This window comes from Pseudorhizobium tarimense, assembly GCF_022968135.1.
GTDB lineage: Bacteria > Pseudomonadota > Alphaproteobacteria > Rhizobiales > Rhizobiaceae > Neorhizobium > Neorhizobium tarimense.
The window spans coordinates 126429-147808 of the sequence record NZ_JALJRA010000007.1 but is presented as its reverse complement, the minus strand read 5'-3'; the positions used below and the strand labels follow the sequence as shown (position 1 = coordinate 147808).

Here is a 21380-nt window from a genome sequence, read left to right as displayed (position 1 = left end):
GATGAGCCAGAGCCTTTCCATAGTCCGTGACCTCGCAAAACATCGCGAAGCGTCGGTACTCGTGATGCTAGCGGCGGTGGCGATCTATCTGGCGTTCGCCAGTGATTACTTCCTTGAGCCGCGCAACCTCCTCAACGTCGGCCGGCAGGCCTCAGTTGTCGCCATCGTGGCGCTGGGTCAGGCGCTGGTCATCATCGCCCGCGGCATCGACCTCTCCGTGGGTTCTGTCATCGGCCTGTCCGCCGTGGTTGGGGCGATACTGATGCGCGACACCGGTAGCGAGACGATCGGCTTGCTCGGCGGCCTTGCGACCGGCCTTGCCTGCGGCGTTGTCAATGGTCTGCTCTATACGCGCTTGCGGATCAATCCCTTTATTGCGACGCTCGGTACCCTGTCGGTCGCTCGCGGCATTGCGTTGTTGCTGACTGGCGGTATTCCGCTGCCATTTGGCGGCTTCGCCGAGTTCGTCGGCGCCGGCCGCATCTATAATATCCCGGTCTCATTTCTGCTCATGATCGTGCTCGCGATTATCGTGCACATCTTTGCCGTCAAGACGGTGACCGGCCGCGAGATCTATGCGATCGGCGACAATCCCAAGGCGTCACGCCTTGCCGGCGTCAACATACGCTCCATTCGGCTGTTTGTCTTTGCGCTCAGCGGGCTGCTCGCCGGGCTCGGTGGACTGATCCTTGCAGGCAATCTCGCCAGTGCCGATCCCAATCTTGGGGTGGGGTACGAGCTCGACGTCATCGCTGCCGTAATCTTAGGAGGAACGGCACTGAGTGGCGGCCGTGGCTCGATCATCGGTGCACTGCTCATGGCGCTGCTCAACAACGCGTTCGTACTACTTGGCATCTCCGCCTATTGGCAGGTGGTGACCAAGGGGCTCGTAATCATCTTCGCAGTTGGCTTGGACGGTCTCCAGCGCCGCGGCGACGACGATTGATTTCAAGGTGGAGGAGAAATGACATGCTATTGAAGACTTTTAGATCCCTGGCATTTGTGGCAGCAGCCACGATTGCATTCGCGATGCCGGCGGCGGCACAGGCGCCGGAAGGTGGAACCGTCGCTGCGGTGGAAAACACCAAGGGCCCGATCAAGATCGCCTTCCTGTCGTTCCAGAACAACCCGTTCTGGACGCCCGTGACCGAAGGCGCCGAGGCAGCCAATGACTATCTCTCCAAGTTCAATGCCACGGTCGATTTTGTCGATCTCGGTAACGAGCTTTCGGCCGAGGCCGTTGTCGCCGGGATTGAGGGAGCGCTGGCCAAGCAGTACGACGGCATTGTTGTCGTTCCAATCTTCGACGGCACGGCACGCATCATTGACGAGGCGACCGATGAAGGTGTGCCGGTATTCAACATCGTCGCAGAAGGTGCCACGCCGTCAAATCGACTTGCTTTCATGGGCCAGGACGCCACCTCAGCCGGCAAGCAGATCGGCGAATACATCGCCAAGAAAATGGATGGCAAGGGCAAGCTTGGTGTGATCACGGGCTATTTTGGTGCGACCCAGCATACACAGCGGATGAACGGCGCGCTCGACTTCTTGAAGGCCAACTATCCGCAGATCGAGATCGTCGGACCGTTCGAGAACAAGGATAAGGCCGAGTCCGCCTATTCGCTGGTACAAGACATGATGACCGCAAATCCGGATCTCTCAATGGTCTATGTGACCGCCGGCGGCCCGTTCGGCGCAGCCAAAGCCGTCAAGGACCTCGGGCTCACCGGCAAGGTCGGCGTTGTCGGCTTTGACCATACGCCAGATAACATGCAGTATCTTAAGACTGGCGAGATGGTCGGTCTGCTCGACCAGGCGCCCTACCAGCAGGCGCTTGATGCCAGCGTAATGCTTTACAACTACCTTGTTGACGGCACTGAGCCACCGTCGAAGGTCATCCCCGTTGTTGGCAAGCTTCTGACGCCCCAAGATGTACAGTAACGGAAAGACCTCCACTGCCGGCAACGAACCCGTTGCCGGCATCTTACCCTCTGGACCACTCCTGCGGGCCAGAGGCATCGCCAAGAGCTTTGCCGGCAACGTCGTGCTGCATTCTGCGGATCTCGATCTCTATCCCGGTGAGGTCGTCGGGCTGCTCGGTGAGAATGGCGCCGGCAAGTCGACCTTGATGCATATCCTGTCCGGAGGGCTCCAGCCCGATGCCGGCACCGTTGAGATGCACGGCCAGCCGACGCACTTTAATACCGTCTTGGATGGCATCGAGGCTGGCATAAGCTTTGTGCATCAGGAACTTTCGGTCATCGGCGCACTAACTGTCGCGGAAAACCTTCATCTCGGCCACATGCCGAAGACAAGGGCAGGTTTTGTCGATTTTCAAAAGATGCGCGACGAGGCTGTCGCGCTGCTCAACCGTGTCGGCGCAGGTGGCATTGATCCCCGACATGAGGCGGGGACTCTGCGTGCCGGCGAACAGCAGCTCATCGAGATCGCCAAGGCGGCTGGTCGCAATCCACGCCTGCTGATCCTCGACGAGCCGACATCGTCGCTGACGCCGCATGAAGTCGAAGGGTTCTTCGCCTATGTACGCGCCGCCCGCGCGGCTGGGACCGCTATCATCTTCATCACCCATCGACTGGAGGAGGTGCTCAAACTTTGCGACCGCCTCGTCGTGCTGAGGAATGGCGCAATCGTCAGCGAGCGACGCCCGGCTGAAACCACGCGCCAGCAGCTGATCACCGACATGACCGGCAAGCCGGCAATCTACGAGTATCGGGAGCGGCAGATCCCTGACAAAACCGTGGCGCTCTCATTGCAGCGCGTCCGCGATCGCGATCATCTGGAAGACATCAGCCTTGAAGTGCGCAAAGGCGAGATTATGGGTCTCTTCGGACTCGTAGGCGCCGGCCGAACGGAGCTTCTCGAGGTGATCCATGGTGCACGGCCGCTCGCCTCAGGCAAGATTGCGCTTTTCGGCACCCCGGTGAGCCACCGCGATCCAAGCGCGGCAGTCAGAAATGGCATTGCGCTTGTGCCGGAAGGCCGAAAGACTGCCGGAATTCTGCCGCAGCACTCCGTCCGCGACAATGCGGCGATCAGCAGCCTGCGCCGTTTCTCCGGCAGGCTCTTTTCGGATCTTAGAGGGGATGTGACGCGTATGGAGGATTATCGAGATCGGCTGGGCATCCGCATGGCGCGCGACACCCAACCGATCTCGACGCTTTCAGGTGGCAATCAGCAAAAGGTAGTCTTTGCGCGTGCATTGATGGTCGACCCAAGCATCCTGCTTCTGGACGAGCCAACCCACGGTGTGGATGTCGGCGCCAAATCGGATCTTTATGAGATCGTCGCGCGGGAAGCTGAGCGAGGACTGACCGTGCTGATGGCGTCGTCGGAGGTCCCGGAGATCCTGGCACTGTGCGACAGGGTAGCGATCCTGTCTAAGGGGCGGCTTGCCGGCATCCTATCACGCGAGGAGATGAGCGAGGACCGGATCCTGACGATGGCATTCATGGAGCATTGATGGTTACCAAAGTGACTGGCATCTTCATTGGTTAGGTCCGAACTGCTCGGCTTCGGCTGACAGTATGTTGCCGATGGGTTGCAAAACTCGCCGGTGATTGATCCAGTCGACCCATTCCAGAGTAGCGAACTCGACGCTTCGGCGTCACGCCACTGCCCACGTGGATCGATGACCTCGGCTTTTGAAAGGCCGTTGATCAAGCGGCGAGCGCGTTGTCGTCGCTGTCACCTACCCTTCCGACAGATGGCTTTATGCCCGCTTCTGCCAGCCGCTCTGAATAAAGTGCAATGACGACTTTCCGAAGGAGTTGTTCAGCGTGCGCGTCGCCAAGGCGGCCGAACTAAGACCGGTGAGCCCGACATGAAAAAGCCGGCGCGATGGCCGGCTCTCTTCAAATTCGAATGGCTATATCAGCCGACGATTTCGGTGTCGGAGAACCAGTACTTGATTTCCTGGGCTGCGGTTTCCGGAGCGTCGGAGCCGTGAACCGAGTTTTCGCCGATGGAAAGGGCGAAGGTCTTGCGGATCGTGCCTTCGGCAGCCTGTTCAGGGTTGGTGGCGCCCATGATTTCGCGGTTCTTGAGGATGGCGTTCTCGCCTTCCAGGACCTGAACGACAGTCGGCCCGGAGGTCATGCCTTCAACCAGCTCACCGAAGAAGGGACGCTCCTTGTGAACGGCATAGAAGCCTTCCGCTTCGCGCTTGCTCATCCAGACGCGCTTGGATGCAACGACGCGCAGGCCGTTGTCTTCGAACACCTTGGTGATGGCGCCCGTCAGGTTGCGCTTGGTGGCGTCCGGTTTGATCATCGAAAACGTGCGTTCAATCGCCATCGTTTAATTCCTTGTTCCTGAGAAAGTGGGCGGTCTTTACCCGCCCATCGCTTTGGAAACAAGGGGGTTCGGGCAATTTCACGCGGCTGTCACACGGCGTCCGAGCCCGTCGTAGAGGTCAAGGCAGCGCTCGAACCACTGCATCACCGAATCGTCTTCGGCCAAGGGCGGCGTTCCTGCCGTTACCCGCATCCATTGGAGCGCACCGAACAGGATGTAATCGGCAAAGAGCGGCCGTTCGCCACCGAGATAGGGTTGGAAGTGGAGCGTCCGGCGCACCGGCTCCAGGCGGGCTGCGAAGGCGGCGCGCTCCGCCTCACCCTCGGCCGCGACCTCCTCAATCGATTTCCCGAGGCGCTCCAATCGACTCTGGCGGAAATAAGCCTGATCGCCTTCGTCCAGCATATCATGGATGTGCATGATCGCCATCTTGGTGACCGGCATGTGGAGGATCATCTGCGAGAAGCTTTCCACGAACCGCGATAGCGCCTTGCCCCCCTCCCCGCCGAAAAGCGTCGGGTGATCGGGATAGGTTTCTTCGAGGTAGAGCGCGATGTCGAAGCTGTCGCGGACGAGGCGGTCGCCGTCGCGAAGGATCGGCACCGTCTTGGAAAACCCGTCCTCGATGGTCGGGATGGCCGTGAAAGGATAGGGTCGCTCGACATAATCCAGCCCCTTATGGGCAAGCGCCAGCGACACCTTCCAGCAATGCGGAGAAAAGGGCCGCGTCTCATCCTTGCCGCAGAGGGAATAGAGTACTCTTGTCATTCAAAGCTCCCGATCATGAAATGCCATTGTGGCTGTTCGCACGGCGCAAATCCAATCAGCAAAATTCATAAATGGCATCACACACGCCGGTAATCTTCGCCGATATGATGGCGCTGATCCACAGGAGGTTTCCGATGCACCGCCACTTCCAGATGTTCGCCGACTACAACCGCTGGGCCAACGCGCTTGTCTACGAAGCCTGCGCCTCTCTGTCCGACGAGGAGTACCGGGCAGACAAGGGAGCCTTCTTCGGCTCGGCCCACCGGACGCTCAACCATCTTCTGACTGCCGACCGTATCTGGCTCAAGCGAATGACAGGGTCGGGGACTGCTCCAGAGGCGCTGGACGCAATCCTCTTCGACGACTTCGTCGCGCTGCGCGAGGCGCGTGAGGCCGAAGACCGGAGGCTCATCGACTGGGTCGGCACGCTGACAGAAGAGCAACTGGCACAGCCCTTCAGCTACAGTCCGATCAGCAATCCGACCGTCATCACGCAGCCGCTCGGCCCGGTGCTTTCTCATGTGTTCAACCACCAGACACACCATCGCGGGCAGGTGCACATGATCCTGACCTCGCTTGGAAAGCCCTCGCTCATCCTCGATCTCATCTACTTCCTGCGCGCCGAGGGGCGGCAGTGGACGTAGGGAATGGGCGGTGCCCCCTCTGCTTTCGGTTCCCGCGGAGGTTCCCTGAGCGGGAACAATATGCCTTGCCATTGGCTTTCCCAGCCTGAGCGGACGGTGGGGCGCTGGCGCTCGCCTGAGTGCAGCCATGCCCAACGCGGTCGAGGATCTGACGGGAGAGCTGAGAAACCACGATGGCTGAAGACATGTCTCCGCTCCTGCTGGGCACGCTCGGCAGTCTAGCCGCCGGATCGTGTACGGCGCTGGGTGCAGTCCCCGTCCTGTTTGGCAGACGTCCGGGCGGCGCGTTGCGCGATCTGTCGCTCGGCTTTGCTGCCGGCGTCATGCTGTCGGCCTCGTTTTTTTCCCTGATCATCCCTGCGCTCGATGCTGCCGAGAGACAGTTCGGCGCCGGTGCTATCCCAGCCGCAATCGCCTGCACTGCAATTCTGCTCGGCATGGCGACGGTCGCCCTAATGAATGAATTTCTGCCGCACGAGCATTTCAAGAGCGGTCGCGAGGGCCCTGAGGCCGCATCGCTCAGGCGGATCTGGCTCTTCATCATCGCGATCACGATCCACAACATGCCAGAGGGGCTGGCGGTTGGTGTCGGCTTCGGCGCTCATGGCTTTGAGGGTGGACTTCCACTCGCGACGGGCATCGGCCTCCAGAACGCGCCCGAGGGACTGGCGGTGGCGGTTTCCCTGCTGGGCGAGGGCTACAGCAAGTGGAGAGCCTTCGTCATCGCCGGTTTGACGGGGCTTGTCGAACCGCTGGGAGGGCTGCTGGGTGCCGGCCTCGTCGGCATTTCTCAGCCGCTGCTGCCCTGGGGCCTCGCCTTTGCGGCAGGCGCCATGCTCTATGTCATCAGCCACGAGATCATTCCCGAGACCCATCGCAGCGGCCATCAGAAGCAGGCAACCTTTGGTCTGGCGATCGGGTTGGTGATCATGCTCTTCCTCGACGTGTGGCTCGGCTAGCGAAGCTGCACGCGACCGCTGGCTGTTGGCGCGTATTGCCTTGATGCCGAAGATCGGCCAAAACCCGCGCCATGATCACGATCACTGACCTCTCCGCCCACGTCGCCGGCCGACTCCTCCTCGACCATGCCAGCGTGTCGCTGCCGCCCGGCACGAAAGCCGGGCTTGTGGGACGCAACGGGGCCGGCAAGTCCACCTTGTTTCGCGTCATCACTGGTGACCTTGCAGCCGAGAGCGGATCGGTTTCCATCCCCAAGAATGCCCGCATCGGACAGGTGGCACAGGAAGCGCCCGGGACCGAGGAATCCCTGATCTCCATCGTGCTGGCTGCCGACAAGGAGCGGACGGCGCTCCTGAAGGAAGCCGAGGTCGCGACGGATCCCAACCGCATCGCCGAGATCCAGATGCGGCTGGTGGACATCGACGCCCATTCGGCGGAAGCGCGCGCGGCCAGCATTCTCGCCGGGCTTGGCTTCGATGCTCAGGCGCAGCTGCGGCCCGCCTCCTCCTTCTCCGGCGGCTGGCGCATGCGCGTGGCGCTTGCCTCTGTGCTTTTTGCGGAGCCGGATCTGCTGCTTCTCGACGAGCCAACGAATTATTTGGACCTTGAAGGCACGCTGTGGCTGGAGGACTACGTCCGGCGCTACCCGTACACGGTGATCATCATCAGCCATGACCGGGACCTTCTGAATAACGCCGTCAACTCGATCATCCATCTCGACCAGAAGAAGCTGACCTTCTACCGCGGCGGTTACGACAGTTTCGAGCGGCAGAAGGCGGAAGCAGACGAATTGCAGATGAAGGCCAAGGCTAAGAACGAAGCGGCCCGCAAGCATCTGCAGAGCTTCATCGACAGGTTCAAGGCGAAAGCCTCAAAGGCGAAGCAGGCGCAGAGCCGCGTGAAGGCGCTGGAGCGTATGGGGACGGTGGCGGCCGTTATCGAGGACCATGTCCAGCCGATCCAGTTTCCGAAGCCGGAAAAGCAGCCGGCATCGCCGATCATCGCGCTCAGCAAGGGTGCTGTCGGCTACCAACCCGGCAAGCCGATCCTGAAAAGCATCAGCCTGCGGATCGACAATGACGACCGCATCGCACTGCTCGGCTCCAACGGCAACGGCAAGTCGACCTTCGCCAAGCTGATCTCCGGCCGGCTGCAGCCGGAAGCGGGTGAGATGAAGCTCGCGCCCTCGCTCTCGATCGGTTTCTTCGCCCAGCACCAGCTGGACGACCTAATCCCCAACGAGACGCCGGTGGATCACGTGCGCCGGCTGATGCCGCAGGCGGGCGAGGCGCAGGTGCGGGCGCGGGTGGCGCAGATGGGACTTGCGACGGAGAAGATGGCAACGGCTGCCAAGGATCTTTCCGGCGGCGAGAAGGCGCGCCTGCTGATGGGGCTTGCGACGTTTCACGCCCCGAACCTCCTGATCCTCGACGAGCCGACCAATCACCTGGACATCGACAGCCGCCGGGCACTGATCGAGGCGCTCAATGATTATGACGGCGCCGTGATCCTGATCTCCCACGACCGGCATCTCATCGAGGCGACCGTCGACCGGCTGTGGCTCGTCAATGAAGGAACCGTGAAGCCATTCGAGGGCGACCTCGACGAATATCGCGACCTGATCATCGCAGCCGGTCGCAAGAAGGACGACAAGACGCACGGTTCTGCGGAAGAACCCGCAAACAAGGCCGACCAGCGGAAAGCGAACGCGGAGAAGCGCGCCTCGCTCGCGCCGCTGAAGAAAAAGATCAACGAGATCGAATCCTTAACCGCTAAGCTTGAGAAGCTGATTCAGGCGCTTGATGCAGAGCTTGCAGATCCGATGCTCTACGAGAAGGCGCCGGCCAAAGCTGCCGCCAAGGCGAAGGAGCGGGGAGAGGCGGCCGCAAAGCTTTCCGCGGCCGAGGAAGAGTGGCTGATGCTGTCTTCGGAGTATGAAGAGGCGATGGCAGGCTGAGGCGTCAGGCCTTTTTGACCCATCGTCCTTCCGGCGACTGCTGCCAATAGGTCAGCGTGTGCCCCTCGCCCTTCAGCCGTTTCCATTGGCTGCGGGCATTCTCCAGCTGGGAGGCGTCATACCCGTCGAACATGAAGACGACCCGCTCGTAAGCGGCGAGCGCTGGCGGTTCGGCACCATCGACAAGAAAACGTACGCTCGCATCATTGGCGTTCTGAGGTGTCGCCGTGATCAGCACGGGCTGAACCGAGGCATGATCGGTGGCGTCCGTTCCGTGCGGCAGGAAGCTTTCCTCACGGTAGGTCCAGAGGTGGGCGTCGAGATCATCCCGCCGCCCCTCTTCCGCCGTCTGCACCACTACCCGCCAGCCGCGCTCGACGCTCTTTTCCAGCAGTGCTGGAAGCGCATCTTCAAGCTTGGACTCGGTCAGGTGGTAGAACAGGACTTCGGTCATCTGGATCAGGCTTCGTAATGGTCGCGCACGAGCCTGTCGAGTAGGCGCACTCCGTAACCGGAGGCCCAGGACTGGCTGATCTCGGTCGAAGGTGAGTTCATCGCAGTGCCGGCCACGTCGAGGTGAGCCCAGGGTGTTTCGCCGACGAACCGCTTCAGAAACTGCGCGGCCGTGATGGCTCCGGCGTTGCGGCCGCCGGTGTTCTTCATGTCGGCGAACTTGGAATCGATGAGCTTGTCATATTCCTTGCCGAGCGGCAGGCGCCAGAGCTTTTCACCCGTTGCCTCGCCCGCCGATGTGAGCCGATCTGAAAGCTCGTCGTCATTGGAGAAGAGCCCGGCATGCTGGTTTCCAAGCGCGACCAGAATGGCGCCAGTGAGCGTCGCCAGGTTGATCATGAAGCGCGGCTTGAAGCGGTCGTTGCAGTACCAAAGAGCATCGCCGAGAACCAGTCGACCTTCGGCATCGGTATTGATGATCTCGATCGTCTGCCCGGACATGGAGGTGACGATGTCGCCGGGGCGCTGGGCGTTGCCATCCGGCATGTTCTCGACAAGACCGAGAATGCCGACCGCGTTGACCTTTGCCTTGCGCGCCGCGAGCACATGCATCAACCCGGTCACGGCGGCCGCACCGCCCATGTCGCCCTTCATGTCTTCCATGCCGGCACCCGGCTTAATCGAGATGCCGCCCGAATCGAAGACGACACCCTTGCCGATGAAGGCGACCGGCGCCTCGCCGACCTTGCCGCCCTTCCACTGGATGACCGCAAGCCGCGGCGGCCGAACGGACCCTTGGGCAACGCCGAGAAGGGCACCCATCTTGAGCTCCTGCATCTCCTTCTCGGTCAGGATCTCGACTTCGGCGCCAAGCTTCTCCAGTTCCTTCGCCTTCTCCGCAAACTCCACCGGACCCAAGACATTTGGCGGCAGGTTGACCAGATCGCGCGCCAGGACCACACCGCCCGCGACCGCCTCGGCTTCCGCCAGAAGCTTCTGCGCATCTGCATGGCAACTCGTGACGATGGTGACGGCAACCGTTTCCGGCGGCTTCTCCTCGTCGTCCTTCTTCTTCGTTTTATAGGTGTCGAAGCTATAGCCGCGCAGCATCAGGCCGAGTGCGAAATCGGCGGCCTGTTCGGCTCCGACATCCACTTCTGGCGCATCAAGGAAAACAACCACTTGCTTGGATGCCTTGAACTGACCTGCCGCGGCCCCGCCCGCCCGCAGCCAGTCATGCGCGGTCATCGCCTCAGGCTTGCCGAGACCGAGAACCACCAGCCGATTCGCAGGGGAGCCATTTGGCGCGATGACATCCAGAGTGGACATCGATTTCGCCTTGAAGTTCGCGATCTCAGCCGCCCGAATGCTGACCTTTTGAGGGTCCGCTTCGCCGATACCCGCCGGCAGTTCGCTTCCGGACGTCTGCAGCAGGATTGCCAGCGCCCGGTCGAGCGGCGCCGAGCTTGCAAAATGGATTTTATAGTTCACTGACATGGTCACTCCGGTCCTCGTACTAGCGTTGCGCCGATCATCCCCGTTTCGCCCGACAAGGCAACCCGGATGAAGCGATCTTGACGATGACGGATTGCCGCGACCTCTGGTGAGCCTCCAACCTCGCCCTATCGTTGCCAGCGACGCATGCTGTGGTCACGCTGCTTTTCCAGATGACACAGTCCGTCAAAAAATCACATTCCGCCGTCACTTTCTGACGCCAAAGCGTCGCAAACCATGAAGCGATGGCTTAGAAAGGCCGCGGCCAACCGTTCACGCGGGAGGCCGATTCGCTGTAGCGGGATCGGATGAAGCTTCTCGAACTCTACATATTGCGCAGGATCGTGCAGATGTTCCTGGTGGCGCTCCTGCCGGTGCTCACCATCATCTGGACCATTCAGGTGCTCGGGCGCATCAACCTCGTGACGGACACGGGGCAGTCGATGGGCTCGTTCATGCTGCTTGCGACCTATATCCTGCCGACGATCATCCCCGTCGTGCTGCCGTTTGCGCTCGCCATCGGCATCACACAGACGCTGACGGCGATGAACAACGACTCCGAGCTGCCGGTGATCGATGCCGCCGGATCGTCGCGCAGCATCATCTATCGCCCGGTCCTGCTGCTGGCGGCGATTCTCAGCCTCTTTTCCTTTGTAGTTGCCAACTTCGTTGAACCGCCGTCGCGGGTTGCCGCGCGGCAGATGGTGGCGGCCGCCTATGCAGACTTGCTCTCCTCCGTCATTGAAGAGAAGACCTTTCGCAGCATCGAAGACGGGCTCTACGTTCAGATCGACGAGCGCCATTCGGGCCGGGTGCTGACCGGACTCTTCGTTGTTGACTACCGGGATCCGAATTTCGACCTGATCTACTATGCCCGCGAAGGCTCCATCGACGAAAGCGGCACATCGCTGACGATGCGCGACGGCGAGGTGCATCGCAAGACCGCCGACGGGCGGGTTTCCATCATCAAGTTTGCCTCCTATGCCTTCGATCTTTCGGCCATGTCCGCCCAAGAGGGACCGTCGCTCAATGCCGGTGATCGCAGCCTTGCATTCCTCCTTGATCCCGATCCCAATGATCCGCACGTCCAACGGACACCGGAAAGCTACCGCTCGGAACTCCATGCAAGGCTAACGGAGTGGCTCTTTCCGTTCATGTTCGCACTCGTCTCGCTGGTGGTCGCGGGCGATTCCCGCTCCCACCGCCAGACCCGCGTTCATCCCATGGTGACGGCTCTCATCGTTGCCTTCACACTGCGCTGGCTCGGCTTTTCGCTGAAGAATCTCGTGAAGCAGGACGAAGCCTACACGCTCCTCATCTATCTGCTGCCGCTCGTCACGATCGGCACCTGCAGCTATCTGCTGGCGACCCACAAGCGCATCCGTATGCCCCGCATCCTTGCAAGCCTGACAGGCGGGCTATGGCGCACGATGCGCCGCCGCTTCGGAGAGCGGGCCTCGGCCGGAGGCAGCCAATGATCTTCACGACGCTTGGGCGCTACTTCTTCCGGCGCTACATCACCACCGCCATCTGGTTCTTCCTCGGCGTGTGCGGCATCATCTTTCTTGCCGACTTCAGCGAGACCAGCCGCCGCATGGCGAGCCTCGATGGCTACACGGTCCCCGGCGCACTGTTGTTTACGGCGATGCGCATTCCCTTCATCTTGCAGCAGACGATCCCGACACTTTCGCTGTTCATCGGCATGACGGCACTGATCGCGCTCAACCGGCGCTATGAATTGGTTGTTACCCGCGCTGCAGGCATATCAGTCTGGCAATTCATCATGCCGTTTGCGGCGGGCGCATTCCTGATCGGCTTGTTCGGCATGCTGATCGTTAATCCCGTCGCCGCCTGGGGCCAACGCGAATCGCTGTCGATGGAGGCGTCTTGGCGCCAATCGAGCAGCGCATCCGCCGAGTCGGACTTCCTTCCATGGATCCGCCAGACTTCCGATGGCAATGATTCCATCATCGGGGCGAAGAGCTTCGAGGCAGACGGGACCGTGCTTATCGACGTGGTGGTGTTCCACTTCAATAGCGACCGTCAGGTCATCCTGCGGCAGGATGCATCCACGGCGAAATTGGAAGATGGTTACTGGCTTCTTACCGACGTTTTAGAGAATCGCCCCGGCGAGATCCCGGAGCGCCTAGAGACGGCACAGGTGAGCACCAATCTGAGACAGGAATATCTTCAGGAGAGCCTGTCACAGCCGGAAACCGTTGCATTTTATGATCTTTCTCGAAAGATCGAGGTGGGCCGCTCGTTCGGCCTCCCTACAAAGGCACTCGAGACGCAATTCCACTCGCTGCTTTCACTTCCGCTGCTTCTGGTGGCGATGACGTTCATTGCTGCAACAGTATCGTTGAAATTCAGTCGCTTCGCGCAATCCCGGTCGGTGATTCTGGGTGGAATCGTTTCCGGCTTCGTGCTTTATGTCGTCACGGTTCTCGTAAAAGCATTCGGGAGCAGCGGCGCCGTTCCGCCCTTTGTGGCGGTATGGGTGCCGGTGATCGTGGCGACGGCCCTCGGCGCGACGATTCTGCTTCATCAGGAGGATGGCTAGTGGCGGCAAAAGACCGCGGACATATCAGACGGCGCCTCACGGCCCTGCTGGCAAGCGCGGCTGTGTGCGTGAATGCCTTTCATCCTGTCACAGTGCATGCCCAAGAGCCCGCATCGGCGCCCGTCGTGGCCGACGACGCGAAGATGCTCCTGCGCGCCAACGAACTCGTCTACAATCAGGATGCGCAGCGGGTAACGGCAACCGGCGGCGTGCAGATCTATTACAACCGCTACCGGATGGTGGCGCAGCGGGTCGAATACAACCAGGAAACCGGGCGGGTCACCGCGGTCGGCAATATCGAGCTGATCGAGCCGGACGGCAATCGGATCTATGCCGAAGAACTCGATGTCACAGACGACTTCGGCCAGGGCTTCCTAAACGCGCTTCGCGTGGAGACGACGGACAATACTCGGCTTGCCGCCGAAAGCGCCGAAAGGCTCCCCGGCGACCTGATGGTGCTCAACAACGGCGTCTACACCGCCTGCCTGCCCTGCGCAGAAAAGCCAGGTAAGGCGCCGCTTTGGCAGGTGAAGGCGCAGCGCGTCATCCAGAACGGTCAGACCCACACGATTCGCCTGCAGAACGCCCGGTTCGAACTTTTTGGCATGCCGATCGGCTATCTGCCGTTCCTGGTGGTGCCGGATCAGACAGTCGAGCGGAAGTCCGGCTTCCTCTTTCCGCGCATGAGCCTGGACGACAATCTCGGCTTCGGACTGACGATCCCGTACTATCAGGTCATCACCCCCTCGATGGATGCAACGCTGAGCCCGACCTATTACACGGGACAGGGTCTGCTTCTGCAGGGCGAAGTGCGCAACCGGTTCGAGAACGGCCGTCACACGTTCCGCTTTGCCGGCATCGATCAGCGTGATCCCGATTCCTTTGACGCTGGAACGAGCGACCGCGCAGCGGACACGCGTTTGATGGCAGCATCGAAGGCAGAGTTTCAGATCAACCCCCGCTGGACCTTCGGCTGGGACGTTATGGTCCAGAGCGACAACAACTTCTCGAAGACCTATTCGCTCGACGGCGTGGAGGACGACGTCTTCCGCAACGAGGCCTATCTCATCGGCCTTGGCGATCGAAACTACTTCGACCTCCACGCTTACTATTTCGATATTCAGGACACGGCTGAAGCGAGAACCGCCGAGCGACGCCAGGCGATCGTCTACCCGTCTCTGGACTACCAGTATATCGCCCCGGAACCGGTTGCAGGCGGCCAGCTGACGATCACCAACAATCTGACAAACCTGTCTCGGCGCGAAGAGGAGCTCGCTCTTGTCGGAACAAGTGATCGCTATCCTGGTCTTGACGGCAACTATACCCGCTTCACCACCGAAGCAGAATGGAAGCGGACCTTCAGCACCTCCGGCGGCCTTCTGCTCACACCGCTTCTTGCTGCTCGCGGCGATGCGCTTCGCCATAGCATGTCGGAACCTTCGTTCACTTCGGGCGGAACGACCTACAGCTATGATGGCCTTGAAGACTCGGGCGCCTACGGCCGCTACATGCTGACCGCGGGCATGGAAGCACGCTACCCGTTCCTGATCTCGACACAAAATAGCAGCCACATTATTGAGCCGATCGCACAGGTCTATGTGCGACCGGACGAGCAATATGCCGGCGGACTGCCGAATGAGGATGCTCAAAGCTTCGTATTCGATGCCACCAACCTCTTTGAACGCGACAAGTTCTCCGGCTTAGACCGGATCGAAGGCGGCACGCGCGCCAATGTCGGCCTGCGTTATACCGGCTCGTTCGACAACGGAATTGGCTTGCGCGGCATCTTTGGCCAGAGCTTCCATCTCGCCGGCCAGAATTCGTTTGCGACCGACGATCTCGTGAACGTCGGTGCGAACTCCGGTCTGGAATCGGACCGCTCGGACTATGTCGGGATGGCGGGGATCGACCTGCCGCAGGGCTTCTCGCTCAGCGCCGGCGCCCGCTTCGACCAGGACACGTTCGAGGTGCAGCGGACCGATGCCGAGTTCAGCTATACGACCGCACGCTTGAGCGGATCGCTGATCTACACGCAGATCGAAGCGCAGCCGGAATATGGTTCGAGCGACGATACCGATCTTTTGCAGTCGTCGAGCAGCTTCCGGATCAACGAGAACTGGTCGGTTGCCGGCTCCGCCATCTGGGACCTCAACGACCAGGAGGTCATCCGCCGCGGCGTCGGCCTTACCTATGCAGACGAATGCACAATCTTCACGGTCGCCTATTCAGACGAACGGGCAGATGCCACGAACGCCAATGACTGGACAGTGACGGCGCGGGTTACGTTCCGAACGCTAGGCGAAATCGATCTCGGCTCTGCGCTAGAATAGCGGCGGTCATCGTTTCGCCGCAAGAATTGTGCAGTCCGGCGGCTCTATTGTAGATAAGGGAGAACCGGCCGCCGGCATTACGGTGGCTGCGTAGAAGGACGAACATCATGCCGGCAATGACAGCGACACGCCGGGTTCTGATCGCCATGGCGGCCCTGGCCGCCTCCGTGGCCGTCGAACCCTCTTTTGTTGCAACCGCGCAGGCGGCGACCGAAATCGCCGCGGTGGTCAACAAGACACCGATCACCAGCAGCGACGTGGCCCGTCGTGCGGCGTTCCTGAGGCTGCAGCGGCAAAAAAACGATATCAAAACCGCCCGCGACCAGCTGGTTGAGGAAGCCCTAAAGCGGCAAGAGATTGCCCGGGTGCGGATGTCGGTCAGCACCGACGACGTGGACAAGGCGTTTGCCCGGTTTGCGGCAAGCAACAAACTTTCGCCCGAACAACTGACCAAGATCCTGTCTCAGGCAGGCGTCGGAGCCGAGCACTTCAAAGAATACATCGCCGTGCAGATGAGCTGGCCGCGCCTCGTCAACGCCCGCTATGGCGCAAACCGTGGACGCATGTCCTCGGAAGAGCTCGTCAAGCGGATGATGGAAAACAAGGAAAAGCCAGTCACCACCGAATACTTCCTGCAGCAGATCATCTTCGTCGTCCCGGATTCCAAGCGCAACGCAATTCTGGGCAAGCGCAAGGCAGAGGCGGAGGCATCGCGCTCAAAGTTCCCGGGCTGCGAACAGTCGAAGCAGTTCGCCGCAACCATGCTCGACGTTTCCGTACGTGACCTCGGGCGCGTTCTGGCACCGGAACTGCCGGAAGACTGGAAGCCGCTGGTTGAGAAGGCATCCGGAGGCACGACTGGGGTTCGGGCGACGGAGCGCGGCGTCGAATTCTTGGCAATCTGCAATCAACGTCAGGTCTCCGACGACTTTGCCGCCGAGGTGGTTTTCCGTGCCGAAGATCTCGGCAAGCAGAAGTCGGGCGAAGCCAATCCGAACGAGAAGAAGTATCTGGACGAGCTGCGCTCCAAGGCGCAGATCGATTACCGTTAAGGGGAGTTTGAATGCCGCTTGATCGTCCTCTCGCTCTGACCCAGGGCGATCCTGCCGGCATTGGACCCGATATTAGTCTTGCCGCTTGGCTCAAGCGCAGCGAAAGCGCATTGCCTCCCTTCATCTATCTGGGCGACCCAGTCATCCTGGCAGCACGCGCCAGGCTGATGGGGCTGGACGTTCCGATTCGAGAACTCGAACCATCTGCGGCAGTCTCTACGTTCGCCGACGCCCTTCCCGTTCATCCCATTCCGGCGGGTGCGGAAATTGCCCCCGGAGAGCCGCATGTGGCGACGGCACAGAGCACCATATCCGCCATCGAGACGGCGGTAAACCTGACGCTTGAGGGACAGGCGGCGGCAGTGGTGACCAATCCAATCGCCAAATCCGTCCTCTACGAGGGCGGCTTCGGCTTTCCTGGACACACGGAATTCTTGGCCGACCTCGCAACCCGTTCCACCGGGAAGCCGGTCAAGCCTGTGATGATGCTGGCAGGGCCGAAGCTTCGGGCGATCCCCGTGACGATCCATATCCCGATCCATTCCGTACCGGCGGCGCTGACCGAGGAACTGATCGTCGAAACCTGCCGCATCGCCCACCATGATCTGAAGGAGCGGTTCGGCATTGCTCAGCCCCGGCTTGCCGTGGCGGGGCTGAATCCTCATGCCGGGGAAGACGGGGCGATCGGTCTGGAAGATCGTGATGTGATCCACCCGGCCATTGCGAAAGCGCGGAAGGAAGGCATCAACGCTTTCGGCCCCCTGCCCGCCGATACCATGTTCCACGACGAGGCCCGCACCCGATACGACGTTGCGATCTGCATGTATCACGACCAGGCGCTGATCCCGGCCAAGGCGCTTGGCTTCGATACATCCGTCAACGTGACGCTTGGACTGCCTTTCATCCGCACCTCGCCCGATCACGGCACGGCCTTCGGCATTGCGGGCCAAGGGCTGGCGCGCGAGACAAGCCTGGTGGAGGCGCTGAAGCTTGCCGCTCAGCTCGCAGAGAAGTCTGAACAGGCTACCGGCTGATGGCGACACTCGATGGTCTGCCGCCGCTGCGCGATGTCATCCAGCGCCACGGCCTCGACGCGAAGAAGGCGCTCGGGCAGAATTTCCTGCTCGACCTCAACCTGACGCAGAAGATCGCTCGTAGTGCAGGTCCGCTCGACGATGTGACGGTAATCGAGGTGGGGCCGGGACCAGGTGGGCTGACACGGGCGATCCTGTCACTCGGCGCAAAGAAGCTCATCGCAATCGAACGGGATGCGCGCTGCCTTCCGGCGCTGGCCGAGATCGGCGACCACTATGCCGAGCGGTTGGAGGTCATCGAAGGCGATGCACTGAAGGTGGAATTCGCCGCGCTCGCCACCGAAGGGCCGGTGAAGATCATCGCCAACCTGCCCTACAATGTCGGCACGCAACTGCTGATCAACTGGCTCCTGCCGGTCAACTGGCCGCCCTTCTGGGAGTCGCTGACGCTGATGTTCCAGAAGGAGGTCGGCCAGCGGATCGTTGCCACGGAGGATGACGACCATTACGGGCGGCTTGGTGTTATTGCGGGTTGGCGAACCGAGGCACGGATGATCTTCGACGTGCCACCCCAGGCTTTCACCCCGCCCCCGAAGGTGACGTCCACAGTCGTTCACCTGACCCCACGCGACCATCCCCTGCCCTGCGACGTCGCAAAACTGGAGCGGGTGACGCAGGCGGCCTTCGGCCAGCGCCGCAAGATGCTGCGCCAGAGTCTGAAGCCTCTCGGCGGCGAGGCGCTTCTGCTGAAAGCCGACATCGACCCTGCCCGGCGTGCCGAGACGCTGTCGGTCGAGGAATTTGTTCGGCTGGCGAATTTTCTGTAGAGACGACAGCCTCACCCGCAAGATGTCGCACTTGACCAATCCCGGTGTTCGAGCTGCACTTCGGTAAAAGTGTTACCGGGGGCATCGGGCGCAGGTGGACAGCCAAGTTGACCGGGATCGCCGGAGTTTGCGGCGGTTCATCGCAGCAAGCGGCTTGACGAACCTGGGCGATGGTGTGGCGACAATCGCTTGGGCGTGGACGGCGTCCCTGCTCACGCGTGAGCCGCTGTTGATCGCGTCCATTGCCATCGCTCTCCGCCTGCCGTGGGCGCTATTTGCCGTACCTGCCGGGATCATTGCTGACAGAGTTGACAGGCGCAGCCTGATCCTTTGGATGGACGTGCTGCGAGGATCTGCCTTTGGCGCTGCGGCAATGCTCCTGTGCCTGGCAGCACCCTTCGCGGCCCCACCTGATGCGGGCGTTTCGTCGCCGATCGTCTTCGGTTTCCTGGCATTGTCTGCGCTGACGGTGGGAACGGCGGAGGTCTTCCGCGATAATGCTGCGCAGACGATGCTGCCCGCGCTTGTGCCTCATGACCGACTGGAGTCCGCAAACGGCAAGCTTTGGAGCGCTGAGCTTGTTGGAAACGCCCTGCTCGGTCCGCCTCTCGGAGCCGCCTTGATCGCGGTTGCGCTATCAATGCCTTTCGCCTTCAATGCTGGCTTGTATGGACTTGCTGCCGCGACCGTCGCTGCCATCACAGGGAGCTATCGTGCCGCGATGCGGGACACACGGGACTGGCGGCGAGAGCTTTCGGAGGGATTTTCCTTCTTGCAGGAAGCTCAACTCTTGCGACTGTTGGCGTGGCTAACTGGCGCATGGAACCTGTTCTTCCAGATGGTCATGATCGCCTTGATACTTCATGTGCAAGACAGTCTGGGACTTTCGCCGACGAGTTATGGTCTGGTGTTGGCGACGGGCGCTATCGGAGGGATCGTGGGGGGCCTTGTCGCCGACCGGATCGTGCGAAAGCTTGGACCATCGGCAACGGCGCAGTGGATGCTGCTCGCCTCCGCTCCTGCCTTCGCCGGGATCGCGCTCGCACCGGGTCCGCTATCCCTTGCGGCGGTCCTCGCCTTCTTTGAGTTCACCGGTCTTGTCTGGAACGCTGTTTCTGTCTCCACCCGCCAGCGAACGATACCCAATGATCTCCTGGGACGGGTCAACAGCATCTACCGGCTTGTCGCCTGGGGTATGATGCCTGTCGGACTCCTGCTGTCAGGACTGATCGTGCGCTTGGCTGACGGCCCGATGCCGCATCAGACGGCACTGAAAGCGCCGTTCTGGGTTGCCGCTATCGGAGTGCTTTTGGTTGCCATCTATGGGTGGCGTCCGCTCGGTCGTTTGCTGCCGCGGTCCGCCGGCTAGGCGAGGCGCTATAGCAGCTATCAGAGGAGCTAAAGCTTCGGCTCTTCCGTCAGCAGGCCCTGGACGAAGTCGAAGAGACCGTAGCGGCGATCGCGGCGGATGCGTTCGGCTTTGACGATGCAGCTGACATAGCCATAGGCTTCGTCGAGATCGTCGTTAACGATGACATAGTCATATTCCCGCCAGTGCTCGATCTCCGCGCGGGAATTGAGAAGCCGCGTGCGGATGACCTCTTCCGTGTCCTCCGCACGGCGATGCAGACGCGATTGCAGCTCGGTCATCGACGGGGGAAGCACGAAGATGGAGACGACATCTGCCGTCATCTTCTCCTGCAGCTGCAACGCCCCCTGCCAGTCGATGTCGAACAGCATGTCGCGGCCTTCTGCCATCGCCTGCTCCACCGGCTCGCGCGGCGTTCCGTAATAATTGCCGTGCACCTCCGCCCATTCCAGAAGGTCGCCGGCGTCGCGCATGCGCTCGAACTGCGGGACTGTGATGAAGTGGTAGTGCTTGCCTGCGATCTCGCTCGGCCGCTTCTGACGGGTCGTCACACTGACGGAGATTTCCAGCGTGTGATCGTCCTCCATCAGGTTTCGGGCGATTGTCGACTTTCCCGCTCCCGATGGCGAGGAGAGCACGAGCATAAGGCCACGGCGGGCAATCTTGATAGGCGAAGTCGCCGCGGGCACCATTCGTTACTCCAGATTCTGGACCTGTTCGCGGAACTGGTCGATGACCACCTTAAGTTCCAAGCCTGCGGCCGTCACGGCCGCCGAATTGGACTTGGAACAGATCGTATTCGATTCGCGGTTGAATTCCTGCGCCAGAAAATCGAGCCGCCGGCCGATCGGCCCTCCCATTCGCAGGAGATCGTTAGCGGCTGCGACATGCGCCTTCAGCCGGTCGATCTCTTCGCGCAGATCCGCCTTGGTGGCAAGCAGCGCCGCTTCCGCATGCAGACGAGCAGGATCGAGTGCCGAAGCATCCTGCAGCAAGGTTGCGACCTGCTGTTCCAGTCGCCGTGTTATCTCCACCGGGGAGCGGGAGGGGTCAGCTTCCACGGCAGACGTCAGCTCCGCAATCCGCTCCACATGCCTCGACATCACGTCGCCAAGAGCAAGGCCTTCCGACGCACGCATCTGTTTCAAGGCGGCAATAGCTTTCTCCAGACAGTCGAGAGCGGCCGCGTCGCGGGCCATTGCTTCGCCCTCGCCCTCTTCCGCTTCCCGTATGTCGACGATGCCGCGAATGCCGAGCAGCGTGTCCATGCGCAACGGCGCCGGGTCGATCACCCCTTCAAGTTGCGAGCGTAGCGCCAGGACCGCATCCAGCGCCTCGCGATTGACGACCGCCTCAAGTTTCGTCTCGGCGAGGCTCATGTTCAAGGTCGCCTGGATATTGCCTCTGGAAAAGGACTCGGAGATCCGTCGGCGCACATCCATCTCAAGATGCTCCAGCCCCTGCGGCAGGCGCAGGCGAAGATCGAGGCCCTTGCCGTTTACGGAACGTAGCTCCCAGACAATTCGGTAGCGTCCCTTGGTCGCTTCGCTGCGCGCGAAGCCGGTCATCGACTGCAGGCTCATGCTTTGCTTTGCTCCGCTCCGGTCTCCAGGAC

19 protein-coding genes and 1 pseudogene are annotated in these 21380 nt (G+C 61.1%); 13 read left to right on the top strand and 7 right to left on the bottom strand.

From position 1 onward, the window contains the following. Position 1 precedes the first annotated feature (1 nt). Genes MUU54_RS10195 through MUU54_RS10185 form a run of 3 tightly spaced genes read left to right on the top strand, consistent with a single transcriptional unit; the run spans position 2 to position 3481 of the window. A complete protein-coding gene (locus MUU54_RS10195) occupies positions 2-946 on the top strand; it encodes an ABC transporter permease (protein WP_247243910.1) in 945 nt (314 codons plus the stop codon). A 23-nt stretch (positions 947-969) separates the two neighbouring features. Beyond that, positions 970-1941, top strand: coding sequence for a sugar ABC transporter substrate-binding protein (locus tag MUU54_RS10190; protein WP_247243909.1), 972 nt, complete (start codon positions 970-972; stop codon positions 1939-1941). Continuing rightward, positions 1931-3481, top strand: a complete 1551-nt coding sequence (locus MUU54_RS10185) for a sugar ABC transporter ATP-binding protein (RefSeq protein ID WP_247243908.1) — start codon at positions 1931-1933, stop codon at positions 3479-3481. Before MUU54_RS10190 ends, MUU54_RS10185 begins: the two co-directional genes overlap by 11 nt. A gap of 24 nt (positions 3482-3505) precedes the next feature. Here the strand turns inward: MUU54_RS10185 and MUU54_RS10180 are convergent. From MUU54_RS10180 to MUU54_RS10170, 3 genes and pseudogenes are all read right to left on the bottom strand, one after another. After that, a pseudogene (locus MUU54_RS10180) lies at positions 3506-3761 on the bottom strand (IS3 family transposase); the annotation flags it as partial. 130 nt (positions 3762-3891) lie between these two features. Further along, positions 3892-4314 (bottom strand): nucleoside-diphosphate kinase, encoded by a 423-nt coding sequence (gene ndk, locus MUU54_RS10175; protein WP_239999799.1) that lies wholly within the window; start codon positions 4312-4314, stop codon positions 3892-3894. A 78-nt stretch (positions 4315-4392) separates the two neighbouring features. Then, entirely contained in the window at positions 4393-5082 is a 690-nt protein-coding gene (locus tag MUU54_RS10170) for a glutathione S-transferase family protein (protein WP_239999800.1), read from the bottom strand. A gap of 134 nt (positions 5083-5216) precedes the next feature. On the opposite strand from MUU54_RS10170, the gene MUU54_RS10165 reads away from it, so the two are divergent. The 3 genes from MUU54_RS10165 (at position 5217) to MUU54_RS10155 (ending at position 8643) form a co-directional block, all read left to right on the top strand. Beyond that, the gene (locus MUU54_RS10165) at positions 5217-5726 is read left to right on the top strand and encodes a DinB family protein (RefSeq protein WP_247244016.1); all 510 of its coding nucleotides are present in this window, start codon (positions 5217-5219) and stop codon (positions 5724-5726) included. A 173-nt stretch (positions 5727-5899) separates the two neighbouring features. Further along, positions 5900-6685, top strand: coding sequence for a ZIP family metal transporter (locus MUU54_RS10160; RefSeq protein ID WP_247243907.1), 786 nt, complete (start codon positions 5900-5902; stop codon positions 6683-6685). 71 nt (positions 6686-6756) lie between these two features. Then, a complete protein-coding gene (locus MUU54_RS10155; RefSeq protein ID WP_247243906.1) occupies positions 6757-8643 on the top strand; it encodes an ABC-F family ATP-binding cassette domain-containing protein in 1887 nt (628 codons plus the stop codon). 4 nt (positions 8644-8647) lie between these two features. Here the strand turns inward: MUU54_RS10155 and MUU54_RS10150 are convergent, their stop codons facing one another. Then, on the bottom strand, positions 8648-9097 hold the full coding sequence (locus tag MUU54_RS10150; RefSeq protein ID WP_247243905.1) for a DNA polymerase III subunit chi: 450 nt from the start codon (positions 9095-9097) through the stop codon (positions 8648-8650). Between the two features lie 5 nt (positions 9098-9102). Beyond that, positions 9103-10593: a leucyl aminopeptidase gene (locus tag MUU54_RS10145; protein WP_247243904.1), complete on the bottom strand. Its 1491-nt coding sequence runs from the start codon at positions 10591-10593 to the stop codon at positions 9103-9105. A gap of 305 nt (positions 10594-10898) precedes the next feature. Here MUU54_RS10145 and MUU54_RS10140 point away from each other — a divergent pair, with 305 nt between their 5' ends. From MUU54_RS10140 to MUU54_RS10110, 7 genes are all read left to right on the top strand, one after another. Then, positions 10899-12068: an LptF/LptG family permease gene (locus tag MUU54_RS10140; RefSeq protein ID WP_247243903.1), complete on the top strand. Its 1170-nt coding sequence runs from the start codon at positions 10899-10901 to the stop codon at positions 12066-12068. Beyond that, complete coding sequence (lptG, locus tag MUU54_RS10135) at positions 12065-13153, top strand: LPS export ABC transporter permease LptG (protein WP_247243902.1); 1089 nt, start codon at positions 12065-12067, stop codon at positions 13151-13153. The genes MUU54_RS10140 and lptG overlap by 4 nt, the downstream gene beginning before the upstream one ends. Continuing rightward, a complete protein-coding gene (locus MUU54_RS10130) occupies positions 13153-15483 on the top strand; it encodes an LPS-assembly protein LptD (RefSeq protein WP_247243901.1) in 2331 nt (776 codons plus the stop codon). Before lptG ends, MUU54_RS10130 begins: the two co-directional genes overlap by 1 nt. A 146-nt stretch (positions 15484-15629) precedes the next feature. Continuing rightward, on the top strand, positions 15630-16535 hold the full coding sequence (locus MUU54_RS10125) for a SurA N-terminal domain-containing protein (protein ID WP_376742082.1): 906 nt from the start codon (positions 15630-15632) through the stop codon (positions 16533-16535). Between the two features lie 11 nt (positions 16536-16546). Continuing rightward, positions 16547-17569 (top strand): 4-hydroxythreonine-4-phosphate dehydrogenase PdxA, encoded by a 1023-nt coding sequence (gene pdxA / locus MUU54_RS10120; RefSeq protein ID WP_247243900.1) that lies wholly within the window; start codon positions 16547-16549, stop codon positions 17567-17569. After that, on the top strand, positions 17569-18396 hold the full coding sequence (gene rsmA / locus MUU54_RS10115) for a 16S rRNA (adenine(1518)-N(6)/adenine(1519)-N(6))-dimethyltransferase RsmA (RefSeq protein WP_247243899.1): 828 nt from the start codon (positions 17569-17571) through the stop codon (positions 18394-18396). The genes pdxA and rsmA overlap by 1 nt, the downstream gene beginning before the upstream one ends. A gap of 94 nt (positions 18397-18490) precedes the next feature. Then, entirely contained in the window at positions 18491-19765 is a 1275-nt protein-coding gene (locus tag MUU54_RS10110) for an MFS transporter (protein ID WP_312038820.1), read from the top strand. Positions 19766-19794: 29 nt separating this feature from the next. Here the strand turns inward: MUU54_RS10110 and gmk are convergent, their stop codons facing one another. Both gmk and MUU54_RS10100 read right to left on the bottom strand, forming a co-directional pair. Continuing rightward, on the bottom strand, positions 19795-20457 hold the full coding sequence (gmk, locus tag MUU54_RS10105; protein ID WP_247243897.1) for a guanylate kinase: 663 nt from the start codon (positions 20455-20457) through the stop codon (positions 19795-19797). A 3-nt stretch (positions 20458-20460) separates the two neighbouring features. Next, entirely contained in the window at positions 20461-21348 is an 888-nt protein-coding gene (locus MUU54_RS10100) for a YicC/YloC family endoribonuclease (RefSeq protein ID WP_247243896.1), read from the bottom strand. Positions 21349-21380 lie beyond the last annotated feature (32 nt).